This is a genomic window from Rhizobium sp. CFBP 8752, from assembly GCF_014842035.1.
Classification (GTDB): Bacteria; Pseudomonadota; Alphaproteobacteria; order Rhizobiales; family Rhizobiaceae; genus Neorhizobium; species Neorhizobium soli.
Window position 1 is genome coordinate 868,708 of record NZ_JACYUZ010000001.1, and the last position, 14,844, is coordinate 883,551.

General features: G+C 61.8%; 12 protein-coding genes. 5 read left to right on the top strand and 7 right to left on the bottom strand.

The window, feature by feature from the left end:
- Window positions 1-37 precede the first annotated feature (37 nt).
- From IFT59_RS04180 to IFT59_RS04190, 3 genes are all read right to left on the bottom strand, one after another.
- Entirely contained in the window at window positions 38-973 is a 936-nt protein-coding gene (locus tag IFT59_RS04180) for a response regulator transcription factor (protein WP_062455217.1), read from the bottom strand.
- Window positions 966-4,370, bottom strand: coding sequence for a hybrid sensor histidine kinase/response regulator (locus IFT59_RS04185; RefSeq protein WP_192086156.1), 3,405 nt, complete (start codon window positions 4,368-4,370; stop codon window positions 966-968). The genes IFT59_RS04180 and IFT59_RS04185 overlap by 8 nt, the downstream gene beginning before the upstream one ends.
- Before the next feature lie 90 nt (window positions 4,371-4,460).
- On the bottom strand, window positions 4,461-6,122 hold the full coding sequence (locus tag IFT59_RS04190; RefSeq protein ID WP_192086157.1) for an alpha-amylase family glycosyl hydrolase: 1,662 nt from the start codon (window positions 6,120-6,122) through the stop codon (window positions 4,461-4,463).
- Between the two features lie 178 nt (window positions 6,123-6,300).
- Here IFT59_RS04190 and IFT59_RS23255 point away from each other — a divergent pair, with 178 nt between their 5' ends.
- Window positions 6,301-6,429, top strand: coding sequence for a hypothetical protein (locus IFT59_RS23255; RefSeq protein ID WP_256413792.1), 129 nt, complete (start codon window positions 6,301-6,303; stop codon window positions 6,427-6,429).
- A gap of 12 nt (window positions 6,430-6,441) precedes the next feature.
- Here the strand turns inward: IFT59_RS23255 and IFT59_RS04195 are convergent, their stop codons facing one another.
- From IFT59_RS04195 to IFT59_RS04210, 4 genes are all read right to left on the bottom strand, one after another.
- On the bottom strand, window positions 6,442-7,800 hold the full coding sequence (locus IFT59_RS04195; protein ID WP_192086158.1) for an ATP-binding protein: 1,359 nt from the start codon (window positions 7,798-7,800) through the stop codon (window positions 6,442-6,444).
- The gene (locus IFT59_RS04200; protein ID WP_062582661.1) at window positions 7,797-8,462 is read right to left on the bottom strand and encodes a response regulator transcription factor; all 666 of its coding nucleotides are present in this window, start codon (window positions 8,460-8,462) and stop codon (window positions 7,797-7,799) included. Before IFT59_RS04200 ends, IFT59_RS04195 begins: the two co-directional genes overlap by 4 nt.
- A gap of 4 nt (window positions 8,463-8,466) precedes the next feature.
- The gene (locus IFT59_RS04205; protein ID WP_192086159.1) at window positions 8,467-8,958 is read right to left on the bottom strand and encodes a PepSY domain-containing protein; all 492 of its coding nucleotides are present in this window, start codon (window positions 8,956-8,958) and stop codon (window positions 8,467-8,469) included.
- A 134-nt stretch (window positions 8,959-9,092) separates the two neighbouring features.
- Window positions 9,093-9,530, bottom strand: coding sequence for a hypothetical protein (locus IFT59_RS04210; protein WP_192086160.1), 438 nt, complete (start codon window positions 9,528-9,530; stop codon window positions 9,093-9,095).
- A gap of 240 nt (window positions 9,531-9,770) precedes the next feature.
- On the opposite strand from IFT59_RS04210, the gene urtA reads away from it, so the two are divergent.
- The 4 genes from urtA (at window position 9,771) to urtD (ending at window position 14,813) form a co-directional block, all read left to right on the top strand.
- A complete protein-coding gene (urtA, locus tag IFT59_RS04215; RefSeq protein ID WP_192086161.1) occupies window positions 9,771-11,060 on the top strand; it encodes an urea ABC transporter substrate-binding protein in 1,290 nt (429 codons plus the stop codon).
- A gap of 207 nt (window positions 11,061-11,267) precedes the next feature.
- On the top strand, window positions 11,268-12,875 hold the full coding sequence (urtB, locus tag IFT59_RS04220; RefSeq protein ID WP_192086162.1) for an urea ABC transporter permease subunit UrtB: 1,608 nt from the start codon (window positions 11,268-11,270) through the stop codon (window positions 12,873-12,875).
- Window positions 12,872-14,047, top strand: a complete 1,176-nt coding sequence (gene urtC / locus IFT59_RS04225) for an urea ABC transporter permease subunit UrtC (RefSeq protein WP_192086163.1) — start codon at window positions 12,872-12,874, stop codon at window positions 14,045-14,047. Before urtB ends, urtC begins: the two co-directional genes overlap by 4 nt.
- 4 nt (window positions 14,048-14,051) lie before the next feature.
- Window positions 14,052-14,813 (top strand): urea ABC transporter ATP-binding protein UrtD, encoded by a 762-nt coding sequence (urtD, locus tag IFT59_RS04230; protein ID WP_192086164.1) that lies wholly within the window; start codon window positions 14,052-14,054, stop codon window positions 14,811-14,813.
- The last annotated feature ends 31 nt before the right edge of the window (window positions 14,814-14,844 follow it).

Here is a 14,844-nt window from a genome sequence, read left to right on the forward strand (position 1 = left end):
GACTGCAAGTGTCTGGCCCCGGTCGGTCCGTTTGCGTCTAGTCCGGCCGGTCGCCTGTGTGCAGGACGTTCGCCGCCATAACCGCTGCCGAGGCGCGGTTTTCGACGCCGAGCTTGATGTAGATCTGCTCGAGATGCTTGTTCACGGTGCGGGCCGACAGACCGAGGATATCGCCGATATCCTTGTTCGCCTTGCCCTTGGCGATCCATAAGAGCACTTCCGACTCCCGTTGCGTCAGCGGAAAGTGCTGGCGCAGGATTTCGTCGTCCGGCCGCTTGATGACAGCGGCCGACAGCCGGAACAGGAATTCGTCGGCGCCGATCGCGCCGAGAAACGCAAACTGCAGGCTGGTCTGCAGGTTTTCGGACAGCGAGAAGGCGGCGTTGCGGGCAAAGCCTGCCGTATCGCGCTCTGCCATCCAGGCGCCGATGCGGCCTGCGACGATCGCAATGCCGTCGTCGCTTTCCGTTGCGGCATTCATCAGCCGCGTTGCCTGCGGTGTCGACCAGCGGATCGAGCCGTCGTTTCTGACCGCAAGCAGATGCCGGCCGGCGGCATCGAGCGCGACGCGGGCGCTCTGGGCGGAGCGGGCGTTGGAAAGATGCACCCGTATTCTCGCCCGCAGCTCGTCGATATTGATCGGCTTGCTCAGATAGTCGACGCCGCCGCTGTCGAGCGCGTTGACGACGTGTTCGGTTTCGGTCAGGCCCGTCATGAAGATCACTGGCACTTGAGCTGCCGCATGCGCCTTCAGTCTGCGGCAGGTCTCGAACCCGTCCATGCCGGGCATCACGGCGTCGAGCAGGATCAGATCGGGCGTGATGCGCTCGACGATCGAAAGCGCTGCCTGACCCGACGTGGCGATCAGCACCGAAAAGCCGGATTGCTCCAGCGCCTCGGTCAGGAAGCCGAGCGTGTCGGGACTGTCGTCCACCAGGAGGACGATATCGCGCGGTGTCGTCGCGTCAGCCATCGCTGTTTTCCTGTTTTTCGAGTTCCTGTGTCTCCATGCGTTCCAGATATTTCATGTAACCGGCCATGTCGAAGGCCTTTACATAGGTTCCGAGCTCTTCCGCGAACGGACGGTGGGATTGGTCCGTGGCGAGATCCGCGAGCTTGGCTTCGATGCCGCGGACGTAGCCGATTTCACCGAGCCGCAGGAGATCCTGAAGATGGCCCGTCCCGGGACTGATGACCGGCTGCTTGATCAGTGCCGAAAGCGCCAGTGCCGGCGCTTCGTCCTCGTAGACCCATTTGAGGGAGAGATGCGAGGCGAGCTTGTCGGCAAGGCGGCGCAGGTTGACGGGCTTTGACAGCGTGTCGTCATGCCCTTCGCCACCGGCATCGGCAGTCGTGCCATCGCCGATATTGGCCGAGAGCATGATCATGGGCGCCGTCTGTCCTTCCTCGCGCAACCTCGAAACAAGCTGCCAGCCGCTCATGCCAGGCATGGAGATGTCGACCAGAAACAGATCCGGCCGCACACCTTCGATCAGCGTCAGGCATTCCGGCCCGTCGACGGCCGTCAGGATGACGAAATCCATCGGCGCCAGCACTTCGCGCATCAGGTCGCGGTGATCCTGGTTGTCGTCCACCACGACGATGGTGCGGCGCGGCCCGGTATAGGAGACGATCTTGCGCTCGGCCTCCGGCGTCGTGTTCGGCCGTTCGATGGCCGAGAGCATGAGACGCACCTTGAAGGTCGAGCCTTCACCCTTCGTACTGGCAACCGAGATTTCGCCGCCGAGCGTGTTGGTCAGAAGCTGGGTGATCGTCAGCCCAAGCCCAAGCCCCGGCATCGGCCGGATGCTTTCCGCTTCGCCGCGCTGGAACGGTTCGTAGATGCGGCCGAGATCCTTTTCCGCGATGCCACGGCCGGTATCGGTCACGGTGAAAGTCGCGACCTGACTGCGATAGGCGATCTCGAAACGAACAGTTCCCTCGTCGGTGAATTTGACCGCGTTGGAAAGGATGTTGACGAGGATCTGGCGAAGCCGCTTTTCGTCGGTGCGGACATATTGCGGAAGCGTGCGGGCGCGCACGTGTTCGAAGGCAAGGCCCTTGGCCTGCGCCTGGAGGCTGAACATCTCGACGATCTGGTCGAGGAAATCCTGGATGTTGATCTCGTTGGAATAGACCTGCAGCCGCCCGGCCTCGATCTTGGAAATGTCCAGCAGCCCGTCGATCAGGCCGGAAAGATGATCCGCGCTGCGCTTGATGACCTTGATTGCCGACTGCCGCGGGGCAGGGATGGTGTCGTCGCGCTCCAGGATCTGGGCATAGCCCAACACGGCGTTGAGGGGCGTGCGCAGCTCGTGGCTGAGGCCGACGACATACCGGCTCTTGGCGCGGTTGGCGGCTTCGGCGGTTTCCTTGGCATCCTGAAGCGCCGCATCGGTCTTTTTGTGCGCCGAGATTTCCTTGAGCAGAAGCGTGTTCTGTCGCGAGGATTCCTCTTCGGCCACCATCCGGCTGTCATGCGCCAGCACGTAGAACCAGGAGAAGATGCCGGTAATGATGGCAAACACGAAGAAAACGATCAGGATCGTGCCGTAGATGACATCGGCATTGGCAGGCGCTGCCTGGCCTACCTGATAGGCGATCAGCGACAGGATGGCACCGATTGCCGAGATGGAGATCACCGCCGTCATCCCGTAGCGGCCTAGCCGGGTCGTGAGCTTTGCAATGACGCTTTCGGTGAGGAATGTGCGCGCCACGGTGCCGATCTGTGTGTTCAGCCGCGCATGCGGCTTGCACATGTCGTGGCAGCGGCTGTCGAGCGAACAGCACAGAGAACAGATCGGCGCCGCATAGGCCGGGCACCAGGCCATGTCCTCATGCTCGAACGGGTGTTCGCAGATCGAGCAGGTGATCGAGCCCAATGTCTTCCAGCTCTGGCGCGGTTTTCGGGCGAGATAGTATTTGCCCTTGGTGGCAAAGGCGATCGCCGGCGACACCACGAAGGCGCTGAGCGTCAGATAGGTGGCGAGCGACGCCATCAGCGGGCCGAACAGGCCGAAATGGGCGGTCAGCGCAATGCCTGTCGCACCGAACATGGCGCCGAGACCGACCGGATTGACGTCATAGAGATGGGCGCGCTTGAACTCGATGCCGGGCGGCGACAGACCGAGCGGCTTGTTGATGAAGAGATCCGCCGAAATCGTGCAGAGCCAGCTCATCGCGACGATCGAGAAAATGCCGAGCGTTTCCTCCAGCAGCCGGTAGATGCCAAGCTCCATCAGAAGCAGCGCGATGATGACGTTGAACACCAGCCAGACGACGCGGCCGGGATGGCTGTGGGTCAGGCGCGAGAAAAAGTTCGACCAGGCAAGCGACCCCGCATAGGCGTTCATCACGTTGATCTTCAGCTGCGACACGACCACGAAAGCCGCCATCAGCATCAGCGCCGCGGTCTCGTTGGGGATCATGTAGCCGAAGGCGGCGAGATACATATGGGCGGGATCGGCCGCGTCCTCGACCGGCACAGCGCTCGAGAGCGTCAGCACTGCGAGGAAGGAGCCCGCGAGAAGTTTTGGCACGCCGACCAGAACCCAGCCGGGTCCAGCCAGAAACACCGCGAACCGGTGGCGCCATTTGCGCTGCCCTTCCGGCGGCAGGAAGCGCAGGAAATCGACCTGCTCACCGATCTGCGGCATCAGCGCCAGAATGACGGCAGACGCTGCCCCAAATTCCACCAGATCAAACGGCGCCGCCCCGCCGACTTCTCCGTTCGAATGGCCGATGCCGGCAAAGGCGCGCCAGAGGTCGAATTTCTGCCAGTCCATGAAAGCGATAAAGACGAAGGGCAGGATGTTGAGGATGATCCAGAACGGCTGGGTCAGAAGCTGGAACCGCGAGATCAGCTGCACGCCGTAGATGACGAGCGGGATCACCACGGCCGCCGAAATGATATAGCCGATCCAGGGCGGTATCCCGAAGGCGAGATCCAGCGCGCCGGTCATGATGGACGCTTCGATCGCAAACAGCATGAAGGTAAAGCTCGCATAGATCAGCGAGGTGATGGTGGAGCCGATATAACCGAACGAGGCGCCGCGGGTGAGGAGATCGATATCGACCCCGTGGCGGATCGCATAGCGGCTGATCGGCAATCCCACGACCAGCATGACGAGTGCGGCCACCAGAATGGCGAAAAACGCGTTGGTCGTGCCGTAGGACAGCGTGATCGCCCCGCCGATCGCTTCCAACGCCAGAAACGAGATCGCGCCGATTGCCGTCTGCGAAATACGGCTGGATGAAAACCGGCGGGCGCTCTTTGCGGTGAAGCGCAGCGCATAGTCTTCCAGCGTCTGGTTCGCGACCCAGCGATTGTACTCACGGCGAACCGGTATGATGCGTTGGCGTGCTGCCATGCCTAAAAACGATCGCCTTTATCGGAGAGACTGATATTTAGGCAGTTTCGACTTTGGTACGGGGTTTTGCAAGGGCGGTTTTACCGCCGCTCACACCTCGCTGCGCTTCAGCAGGTAATCCAGCCCGCCGGCGCGATACCAGCGATAGCCATAGGGCTCGATCACGATGTGATGCTTGCCTTTTTCGTCCGCTGTGCTGTCCGAGTCATCGGCGATGTCAATCAGGTTCTTGCCCGCATCTTTGAGGCCCACGTCGAAGGTGATCTCCACCGGCCGGTCGTGGAAATTGTGGAGGATCACCAGCGCGTTGTCGCGCCAGTCGTAGCGCATGGCGAGTACGCCGTCATCGCCGGTATCGAGGCATTCGAACGTGCCCCAGCCGATCTCCGGCGCCTCCTTGCGCATGCGGATCATCCGCTCCGTCCAGTTGAGCATGGAATCCGGATCGCGACGCTGGATGGCGACGTTGACGTGGTCGAAGCCGTAGGGGCCCTCGTGGATGACGGGCAGGATCGGTTTGTCGCTCTTGGTGAAGCCGCCCTGCGGCTCGTTCGACCACTGCATCGGCGTGCGAGCGCAGTTGCGCTCGGGCAGCGACAGGTCGTCGCCCATGCCGATTTCGTCGCCGTAGCGCAGAACCGGCGTGCCGGGCAGGGAATACATCAGGCTGTAGGCCAGCTTCAACCGGCGCGGATCGCCACCGAGCATCGGCGCCAGACGACGGCGGATGCCGCGGTCGTAGAGCTGCATGTCCTTGTCCGGACCCATCTTGTCGAACACCGTCTGGCGCTGCTTGTCGGTCAGGCGGCCGAGGTCGAGTTCGTCGTGGTTGCGCAGGAAAATGCCCCACTGGCCGGTCGCCGGGCGTTCCTTGGTGTCGTTCATCGCCTTTGCGAGCGGCCTCACGTCGGCGCTGGCCATCGCGTAAAACAGCGACTGGTTGACGTGGAAGTTGAACATCATCTGCATCCGGTCGCCGTCGTCGCCGAAATATTGCAGGTTCTCCTTCGGAACGACATTCGCTTCGGCCAGAATGATGCTGTCACCCTGGCGCCATTGCAGGAATTCGCGGAAGGACCGCAGCATGTCGAACTGCTCCTTCGGCTTTGTGACGTCGGCGCCCTTTTCGGCAATCACGAAGGGAACCGCATCCATGCGGAAGCCGGAGACGCCGAGCTGCAGCCAAAAGCCCATGATCTTCAGGATCTCGGCCTGCACATGCGGGTTGGCGGTGTTGAGATCCGGCTGGAATTCGTAGAAGCGGTGGAAGTAGTACTCGCCGGAAGCCTTGTCGCGCGTCCATGTCGTCTTCTGGATGCCCGGAAACACCATGCCTTCATCGGCATTGGCCGGTTTCGTCTTCGACCAGACATACCAGTCGCGGTAGCGCGAATTCTTGTCGGCACGGGCTTCCTTGAACCAGGGGTGTTCGTCCGATGTGTGGTTGACGACGAGATCGATCAGGACGCGGATGCCGCGTTGCTTGGCACTGTGGGTGAACTCGACGAAATCGCCGAGCGTGCCGTAGCGGGGATCGACATTGTAATAGTCTGAGACATCATATCCGTCGTCGCGGCCGGGAGACGCCTGGAACGGCATCAGCCAGATCGCGGTCACGCCGAGGCCGGCGAGGTAGTCCAGGCGCCGCTGCACCCCTTGAAAATCACCGACCCCGTCGCCGTTGGAATCCATGAAGGTTTCGACATTGAGGCAATAGAAGACGGCATTTTTGTACCAGAGGTCGTTGATCACGGGATGCTCCACGGCTTCGATCGATCCGGGGCAATTGCATCAGACGTTGAATTGTTCCCGTCCGAGTGTGAGTTTGCGATCAAGCGTCGGAAAATGCCCTATCAAACCGGTGTAATAACGCTTGCTATTTTACCCGGATCAGAGGCTATGCTTCACCATCAACATGAGGAGATAGGTCATGGCCAAGGGTCAGGTACGCGGCAACAAGGAAACGCGCAAACCCAAGAAGGACAAGGCCGCTCCAGCGGCTGCGCCGACTTTGGGTTCGCAGGTCAAGTCGGCCGAAAGCAACACCAAAAAGAAGTAGTCTGCTCCGTCGTCATGCCGCGATCTCCTTGGTCGCCGGCAGACACAGGACGGCTTCAAGACCTCCCATATGCGATCGGGAGAGGCTCAGCTTCCCGCCGTAAGCATTTGCGATGTCGCCGGAAATCGCCAGGCCAAGGCCTGTTCCGGCGCCATCGTTGTCTTTCTCCTGCTGGCCGCGGACACCGCGCTTCAGCATGGAGGCGTAACGCTCCGGCGTGACGCCCGGGCCATCGTCCGCGATACGCAGCAACACCATCCCGCCATCGCCTCTCGATGCCGTCAGCTCGATGCGCCGTCTTGCAAAACGGACAGCGTTGTCGAGAATGTTGCCGATGGCTTCGGCCGCATCGGCCGGATCCGCCTGGACGGTGAGATCCGGATCGATGTCGAGCTCCCAGTCGATCCCGCGGTTTTCGGTGACCGGCGAAAGCACGCTCACAAGCTTTCCCGAAATACCGAGAAGCGATGTCGTCGCCATCTGTTCGACGCCCATTCGTGCGGCCTGCAGCTGCCGGTCGGCGCGCTGGCGCACCAGCTCGATCTGCTGCAGGGCCGTTTCGCGACGGGCGCCCGGCAGATCCTCGACGAGATGGGACAGGACGGTCAGTGGCGTTTTCAGGCCGTGTGCAAGATCGCTTGCCCGGGCGCGCGCCCGCTCGACGGCATTTTCCCGCTCCGACAGAAGAAGGTTGATCTCGTTGACGAGCGGCGTGACTTCGCTTGGCCCCTGCGCACCGATGCTCGGCAGGCGACCCGCCCGGATATCGGCTACATCCTGGCGCAGGCGGGAAAGCGGCCTCAGACCGACGAGGCTCTGCAGGAGTGCGGCAAGGAAAAGCAGGGCGCCGATGGCAACCAGCATCATGACCAGCGGCCGGTGATAGGTGGCGAGCGCTTCCTCCATGTCGTTCTTGGAGAAGGCTGTGTAGAGGGTAAAGCGCTGCAGGGCATCGCCTTCGCCGATCGACATCTCCCTGACCGTGATCAGGATCGGGCCACCATCGGGTCCCTCGGTCTGGTAGAAGCCGCAATAGAGATCGGGAGAAAACAACTGCCGCGAAAGTTCCTGGTCCCAAAGCGAGCGCGAGCGCAGCGGCGGTTTCCCGTCGGCCGGCGATATCTGCCAGTAGAGGCCACCGGCCGGGATCTGGAAGCGTGCATCGGACGGCTCGCTGGCCAGGGAGAGACCGTTCTGCTGAATGGTCAGCCGGGCGCCGAGCGCGTCCGAGACGGCCGTCATCTCCGCGGAATACTGGTCGGCGACATAGTCCTCGAACAGGTGACCGAGCACGAACCAGGCGAGCCACAGGGCCACGCCGATCGATATCAGGGCACCGATTGCCAGACGGAAACGTAAGGAGCGGATCACGGGCGTTTCTCCGGCAGAACGTATCCAAAGCCACGGCGGGTCTCGATCGCGTCGCTGTCGGTTTTCTTGCGCAAGCGGGCAACCATCGCCTCGACGGCGTTCTTGGCGGCGTCGTCGTCGCGGCCCTGAACCTGGCTTGCAAGCTCCGCCGGCGTCAGGACGGCACCCGGACGGTCAATGAACAGGGAAATCATCCGGTATTCCAGAGGGCTCAGATCCAGCTCGCGTCCGTCGAACGTCACGCGGCGGGCCTGCTCGTCCAGCGTGAACCGGTCGGCCGATTTGACGCGGGCCTGAACCTTGCCGGTTCGGCGAAGCAGCGCCTTCAGCCGGGCGAGCAGCTCCTCGCTGCGAAACGGTTTCGGCAGGTAGTCGTCGGCGCCGGCGTCGAAGCCATCGACGCGTTCCATCCAGGAACCGCGCGCCGTCAGCACGAGGACGGGCGTTTCGACGCCGCTTGCCCGCCAGCGCTTGAGAATTGAAAGCCCATCCATCCCCGGCAGGCCGAGATCAAGAATGATGGCTGCATGGTCGCCTGTCTCGCCCCGTTCCCAAATGTCTGGTCCGTTCGACAGAGTTTCGACAAAATAGCCCTCGCGACTGAGCTTCTCGACAACGAGCGCTGCGATCTGGGGATCGTCTTCGGCAAGCAGGATCTTCATGATATCAACCGCCTCCCAGAAGCGAGCCGCTTCTCGCATCGACCCGCAGGGTGCGGATGGCACCGGTGTTGTCGCGCAGTTTCAGTTGGTAGACGTCGCGCTGCGGCGAGCGGCTGAGACGGATGTCGATGATGCGACCATACCTGGTGGCGTCGATCTTTCTCAGCATCGTCTTTAGCGGCATGATCTGACCGCTGCGGACCGCATCGCGGGCCCGATCGGAATCGTTTGGGCCATAGCCGCCCCCCGAAGCGTCATGGCCTCCCGCACCGTCCTTGCCGTGGTCATCACCGCCATCGTCATCACCGCCGTGGTTATCGCCATCATCGCCACCGCCGTCATTGCCCGAGCCGCTACCGCCCGAACCGGAAGATCCGCCGCCATCGCTGCCGCCATCGCCGTCCTTGGCGAATGCGGGCGCAACGGGTGCGACAATCGCCGACCCGAGTGTGGCCGCGAGCAGCGCAGCAAGACAGATACGACGGGTCACGCCCATTGATACTCCGGATAGGACTGTGTGGCAGCGCTTTTGAGCCGCGAAACACTACTCTGCCATGATGGCGATGTTGCTGCAAACGGCCGCACCCCCGCCGGCATCCGGCGGGGGTGCGGCCAGTGGTCGGACAAAGCCTATTTGTGGCCGCCGCGCTTTCCGCCCTTGTGGTCGTTCTTGTTGTGGTTTGCAGAGTCGTCGCTGCTTTTGCCGCCGCGCTTTCCGCCCTTGTCGTCGTTCTTGTCGTGAGTCGCGGCGTCATCGCTGCTTTTGCCGCCGCGCTTTCCGCCCTTGTCGTCGTTCTTGTCGTGAGTTGCGGCGTCATCGCTGCTTTTGCCGCCGCGCTTTCCGCCCTTGTCGTCGTTCTTGTCATGGGTTGCAGCGTCGTCGCGGCTCTTGCCGCCGCGCTTGCCACCCTTGTCGTCATTGGCATCATGGTTCGGACCATCGTCCGCACCCTGGCGGGCAAAGGCTGCGGATGTGCCGGCAAAGGGAACGGCTGCCTGGAACAGTGGCAGCGAAGCGGTGAGGGCGAGTGCGGCGGCGAAGGTCGTCAGAGCAAGTTTCGTTTTCATGGCATGTTTCCTCTCGTATTTGGTTGACGAGTGCAGAATGCCATCGGGGCCCTGACAGGCTACTGAGTGCCGCTGTCAGCAAACTGTCAGACTGGCGAGGGCTTGCCCTCCAACGGGCCGGTTCACCCCTCTCGATACGTCATTCGACGTATACGTTTTTGCGGTGCAGCAGCCGATAGTCCGGTTAAGCAACGGTTAAATCTCCGGTTGCTTGAACGAACAAGAAGAGGGGTTCGACCAATGACATTCAGGGTGAAACTTACCGGCGCGCTGCTTGCCGCTGCCATGTCCGCCACGGCGCTTTCGGGCGCATTCGCTGCCGACGATACGATCAAGATCGGCGTTCTGCATTCGCTGTCCGGTACGATGGCGATTTCCGAGACGACGCTGAAAGACGCCATGCTGATGATGGTGGAAGAGCAGAACAAGAAGGGCGGCGTTCTCGGCAAGAAGCTCGAGGCCGTCGTCGTCGATCCGGCCTCCGACTGGCCGCTGTTTGCCGAAAAGGCCCGCCAGCTGATCAGCCAGGACAAGGTTGCAGCCGTGTTCGGTTGCTGGACCTCGTCGTCGCGCAAGTCGGTTCTTCCTGTCTTCGAAGAACTGAACTCGATCCTGTTCTACCCGGTCCAGTACGAGGGTGAAGAATCCTCGCGCAACATCTTCTACACCGGTGCCGCGCCGAACCAGCAGGCCATTCCTGCGGTCGATTATCTTGCCAAGGAAGAAGGCGTGCAGCGCTGGGTTCTCGCCGGCACCGACTATGTCTATCCGCAGACGACCAACAAGATCCTCAAGGCCTACCTGATGTCGAAGGGCGTCGCCGAGGCCGATATCATGGTCAACTACACGCCGTTCGGTCATTCCGACTGGCAGACCATTGTTTCCGACATCAAGAAGTTCGGCTCTGCCGGCAAGAAGACTGCCGTCGTTTCCACCATCAACGGCGATGCCAACGTGCCGTTCTACAAGGAACTGGGCAACCAGGGCATCAAGGCCGAAGACATTCCGGTCGTGGCCTTCTCGGTCGGCGAAGAAGAGCTAGCCGGTCTCGACACCAAGCCGCTGGTCGGCCATCTCGCCGCCTGGAACTACTTCCAGTCCGTCGATGCCGAGGTCAATGCGTCCTTCATCAAGGAATGGCACGCCTTTACCAAGAACGAAAAGCGCGTGACCAACGATCCGATGGAAGCCGCCTATATCGGTTTCCAGGCCTGGGTTAAGGCCGTCGAATCCGCCGGGACGACCGACACGAACGCGGTTCTGGACTCGATCATCGGCGTCTCGGTGCCGAACCTGTCGGGCGGCTATTCCACTGTCATGCCGAACCATCACATCACCAAGCCGGTGCTGATCGGTGAAATTCAGGCCGATGGCCAGTTCGAAATCGTCCAGGAAACACCTGCCGTTGTCGGTGACGAATGGTCGGATTACCTGCCGGACTCCAAGGACCTGATCTCCGACTGGCGCAAGCCGATGTCCTGCGGCAACTTCAACGTTGCAACCGGCAAGTGCGGCGGCAAGGGTAGCTGATTCTGTCGCGGCCATAGTTAAGGTTGCCCCTCACCCTAACCCTCTCCCCGCAAGCGGGGCGAGGGGACGTGCCACGCTTGAGCGTGACCGGGGGTCGGTGAGGGCGTGACGATCATCCTTCTCCCCGCTTGCGGGGAGAAGGTGCCGGCAGGCGGATGAGGGGCGATCGAGCCCTCCGCCCCACGCGGCCATCCGGGGGACAAAGATATGCCTATCCGTTTTTTCACGCTGATTTTTCTGATCTTTTCGTTTGCAGCACCGGCCTTTTCGCAAGGGGCTGATCCGAAGCCGCTGTTTAACCAGCTCGCCGATGCCGATTTCGGCCAGGCTGAATCGATCGTCGCACAGATCGCCAACAGCGGCGATATCCGCGTCGTGCCGGCGCTCGAGGCGTTTGCCGAGGGCGATCTCTATTTCCGCAAGGCCGACAAGACCGTGTTCGTGGTAAAACCCGCCGGCGCGCAGCTGGATCTGATCGATCCCGTGACGGCGGAAAGCGCCGGCCAGGTCGCCAAGGGCGCCGTCACCAAGATCCGCGTCAACAATACGCTGCGGCGCGCCATTCGTGCAGCGCTTGGCGGTCTGACGCTGATGAGCCCGGATCGCGGTGTCCGTCTTGCCGCAGCCGATGCGATCCTTTTGTCGCCGAGTGCGGAGGCGCTCGATCTGGTCGAGGCTGCCATTGCCAAGGAAACCGACCGCGACGTCAAGTTCCGCATGGAAGAGGCGCGCGCCGTCTCGGTGCTCTCCTCCGACCGCTCGCTCGACGAAAAGCGTGCCGCGATCCAGACCATGGGCAATCTTGGCGGGCGAAGCGCGCTCGGCATCCTCAGTTCGGTCTCGTCAACGATCGATCCGAGCCTGAAGGGCGATCTCGATGCGGCGATCAAAGCCATCCAGAACGAGCAGCAGCTGTGGGATCTGGCCCAGAACGTCTGGTACGGCGTGTCGCTCGGTTCCGTGCTGCTCTTGGCCGCCATCGGGCTTGCCATCACCTTCGGCGTGATGGGCATCATCAACATGGCGCATGGCGAAATGGTCATGCTCGGCGCCTATTCCACCTATGTGGTGCAGGAGGTGATCCGCAGTCACGCGCCCGGCCTGTTCGACTGGTCGCTGACGATTGCGCTGCCGGTCGCCTTTCTCGTGACCGGTGCCGTTGGCTTCGTCGTGGAGCGCGGCATCATCCGCTTTCTCTATGGCCGGCCGCTGGAAACCCTGCTCGCCACCTGGGGCGTGTCGCTGATCCTGCAGCAGACGATCCGCTCCATCTTCGGCCCCACCAACAAGGAAGTCGGCAATCCGTCCTGGATGTCCGGTTCGTTTCCGCTCGGCGGCATGACGATCACCTGGAACCGCATGTGGATCGTGATCTTCTCGCTGTCGATCTTCTTCGCGCTGCTGGTGGTAATGAAGAAATCCGCCTTCGGCCTCAACATGCGCGCCGTCACCCAGAACCGCCGCATGGCATCCTCCATGGGCATCCGCACGCCATGGGTCGATGCGCTGACCTTCGCGCTCGGCTCCGGCATTGCCGGTATCGCGGGCGTCGCGCTCAGCCAAATCGACAACGTCTCGCCCAATCTCGGCCAGAGCTACATTATCGACAGTTTCATGGTCGTGGTGTTCGGCGGCGTCGGCAATCTCTGGGGCACGCTGGTCGGGGCACTTTCGCTCGGGGTGCTCAACAAGTTCCTCGAACCCTCGGTCGGTGCCGTTCTCGGCAAGATCCTGGTTCTGGTTCTCATCATCCTCTTCATCCAGAAACGTCCGCGCGGTCTTTTCGCGCTCAAGGGAAGGGCGATCGAAGCATGATTACCGGCTTCATTCTGCGTGCACTCGAAGGCAAGATCGTCGTGGCCATCGCCATCCTGCTCGGCGTCGCCATTCTCGTCCCGGCGCTCAATCTCCTGACGTCGCCCGACAGCGCGCTCCACATCCCGACCTATGCGATGGCGCTGATGGGCAAGTATCTCTGCTATGCGCTGTTGGCGCTGGCGCTGGATCTGGTCTGGGGCTATTGCGGCATCCTCTCGCTCGGCCACGGCGCGTTCTTTGCGCTCGGCGGCTATGCGATGGGTATGTATCTGATGCGCCAGATCGGCTCGCGCGGCACCTACGGCAATCCGCTGCTGCCCGATTTCATGGTCTTCCTCAACTGGAAGGAACTGCCCTGGTTCTGGTACGGGTTCGATCACTTCGCCTTTGCGATGCTGATGGTTCTGGTCGTGCCGGGCCTGCTTGCCTTCGTGTTCGGCTGGTTCGCCTTCCGCAGCCGCGTCAACGGCGTCTACCTGTCGATCATCACCCAGGCGATGACCTATGCGCTTCTGCTTGCCTTCTTCCGCAACGACATGGGGTTCGGCGGCAATAACGGCCTGACAGATTTCAAGGAAATCCTCGGCTTCAACGTGCAGGCCGGCGGCACCCGTGCGGGGCTGTTTGCGATTTCGGCCATCATGCTGGCGCTCTGCCTGCTGGTCGCCTCGGCCATCACCCGCTCGAAATTCGGCAAGGTGCTGGTTGGCGTGCGCGATGCGGAAAGCCGCGTCCGCTTCCTCGGCTTCCGGGTGGAGAATATCAAGCTCTTCACATTCGTCGTTTCGGCCATGTTTGCCGGCATTGCCGGTGCGCTGTTCGTGCCGCAGGTCGGCATCATCAATCCGGGCGAATTTGCCCCCGCCAACTCGATCGAAGTCGTCGTCTGGACGGCGGTCGGCGGCCGCGGCACGCTGATCGGCCCGATCATCGGCGCTATCCTCGTCAATGCCGGCAAAAGCTATTTCACCGGCGCCTTTCCGGAGATCTGGCTGTTTGCGCTGGGCGGCCTGTTCATTGCCGTCACGCTGTTCCTGCCGCGGGGCATCGTCGGCACCATCCAGCACGGCTTTGCTGGCCGCAAGGCGCTGAAGGCGGCGGTCGAGGCGGAAAAGGGCAGGGATGCCGGGGCGGTCCCGGTTGCGCGACAGGTTCAGGCAGCGGAGTGAGACGATGAACACGATTGCCGAAACACGCACGAAAAGCCTGCTCTATCTCGAAGACGTCTCCGTCTCCTTCGACGGGTTCAAGGCGATCAATTCGCTGTCGCTCGTGGTCGAACCGGGAGAGCTTCGCGCCATCATCGGCCCGAACGGTGCCGGCAAGACGACGATGATGGACATCATCACGGGCAAGACGCGTCCCGACACCGGCCGGGTGATCTTCGAGGACACGATCGACCTCACCAAGAAGGACGAGGCCGATATCGCCCAGCTCGGCATCGGCCGCAAATTCCAGAAGCCGACCGTGTTCGAAAGCCACACCGTGTGGGACAATCTCGAACTGGCGCTCAACCGGTCGCGCAGCGTGTTCGGCACGCTGTTCTATACGCTGTCTGCAGACGACAAGGCTCGCATCGAGGAAATCCTCGAGACGATCCGCATGTCCTACCGCAAAAACGAATATGCCGCCAATCTTTCGCACGGCCAGAAACAGTGGCTCGAGATCGGCATGCTGCTCGCGCAGGAACCGAAACTGCTTCTTGTCGACGAGCCGGTCGCCGGCATGACGGATGCCGAGACATCCGAGACCGCATTGCTGCTGAAGGAAATCGCCAAGACCCGCTCGGTCGTGGTGGTGGAACACGACATGGGCTTCATCCGCGATCTCGGCGTCAAGGTGACGTGTCTTGCGGAAGGGTCGGTGCTGGCCGAAGGGTCGATCGATTTCGTGTCGAACGATCCGAAGGTGATCGAGAATTATCTCGGACGGTGAGGGATTACCCTCCCCTTGAGGGGGAGGGTCG